Genomic DNA, 1,704 nt, shown 5'->3' with positions numbered 1-1,704 from the left:
GGAGGTGCCGATCTCGGCGGTGAGGCCCTTGATGGTGCCGGAGCGGTGGGCGTTGAGGGGCTGTTCCATCTTCATGGCTTCCAGGACGACGACGAGGTCGCCTTCCTTGACTTCCTGGCCCTCTTCGACGGCGACCTTGACGATGGTGCCCTGCATGGGCGAGGCGAGGGTGTCGCCGGAGGCGGCGGGGCCGGACTTCTTGGCCGCGCGGCGCTTGGGCTTGGCGCCGGCGGCGAGGCCGGTGCGGGCCAGGGTCATGCCCAGGGAGGAGGGCAGGGAGACCTCCAGGCGCTTGCCGCCGACCTCGACCACGATCGTCTCGCGGTCGCCGTCCTCGTCGGCCTCGGTGTCGGCGGGGGCCGCGAAGGGCTTGATGTCGTTGACGAACTCGGTCTCGATCCAGCGGGTGTGGACCGTGAACGGGTCGGCGGAGCCGGTCAGTTCGGGAGCGAACGCCGGGTCGGTGACCACCTTGCGGTGGAAGGGGATCGCGGTGGCCATGCCCTCGACGGTGAACTCCTCCAGTGCGCGGGCGGCACGCTGCAGGGCCTGCTGGCGGGTGGCGCCGGTGATGACCAGCTTGGCCAGCAGGGAGTCCCAGGCGGGGCCGATCACGCTGCCGGACTCCACGCCCGCGTCGAGGCGGACACCGGGGCCGGTGGGTGCGGTGAACGTGGTGACCGTGCCGGGGGCGGGGAGGAAGCCGCGGCCGGGGTCCTCGCCGTTGATGCGGAACTCGAAGGAGTGGCCGCGCAGCGGCGGGTCGTCGTAGCCGAGTTCCTCGCCGTCGGCGATGCGGAACATCTCGCGGACCAGGTCGATGCCGGTGACCTCCTCGGTGACCGGGTGCTCGACCTGCAGGCGGGTGTTGACCTCCAGGAAGGAGATCGTGCCGTCCGCGCCGACGAGGAACTCCACGGTGCCGGCGCCGACGTAGCCGGCCTCCTTCAGGATCGCCTTGGAGGCCGCGTACAGCTCGGCGTTCTGGGCCTCGGACAGGAAGGGGGCCGGGGCCTCCTCGACCAGCTTCTGGTGGCGGCGCTGCAGGGAGCAGTCACGGGTGGAGACCACGACGACGTTGCCGTGGGTGTCGGCCAGGCACTGGGTCTCGACGTGGCGGGGCTTGTCGAGGTAGCGCTCCACGAAGCACTCGCCCCGGCCGAAGGCGGCGACGGCCTCGCGGACGGCGGAGTCGTACAGCTCGGGGACCTCCTGAAGGGTGCGGGCGACCTTCAGGCCGCGTCCGCCGCCGCCGAAGGCCGCCTTGATGGCGATGGGCAGGCCGTGCTCCTTGGCGAACGCCACGACCTCGTCGGCGCCGGAGACCGGGTCCGGGGTGCCCGCGACGAGCGGGGCGCCGGCGCGCTGGGCGATGTGCCTCGCGGCGACCTTGTCGCCGAGGTCGCGGATGGCCTGCGGCGGCGGGCCGATCCAGATCAGGCCCGCGTCCAGGACCGCCTGGGCGAACTCCGCGTTCTCCGAGAGGAACCCGTAGCCCGGGTGGACCGCGTCGGCGCCCGCGTCCTTCGCCGCCTGGAGGACCTTGCCCATGTCCAGGTAGCTGGTCGCCGGAGTGTCACCGCCCAACGCGAACGCCTCGTCCGCGGCCCGCACATGCAGCGCGTCCCGGTCCGGATCGGCGTACACGGCCACGCTCGCGATCCCGGCGTCCCGGCACGCCCGGGCGACGCGGACAGCGATTTC

At 72.5% G+C, this 1,704-nt stretch carries 1 protein-coding gene; it reads right to left on the bottom strand.

Annotated features, from left to right (window positions below):
- On the bottom strand, positions 1–1,704 hold a 1,704-nt coding region (locus tag PUR53_RS00260), incomplete at both ends, for an acetyl/propionyl/methylcrotonyl-CoA carboxylase subunit alpha (protein ID WP_329906964.1).

This window comes from Streptomyces sp. SP18BB07 (genome assembly GCF_036322545.1).
GTDB lineage: Bacteria > Actinomycetota > Actinomycetes > Streptomycetales > Streptomycetaceae > Streptomyces > Streptomyces deccanensis.
This window is presented reverse-complemented; position numbering and strand designations above follow the sequence as displayed.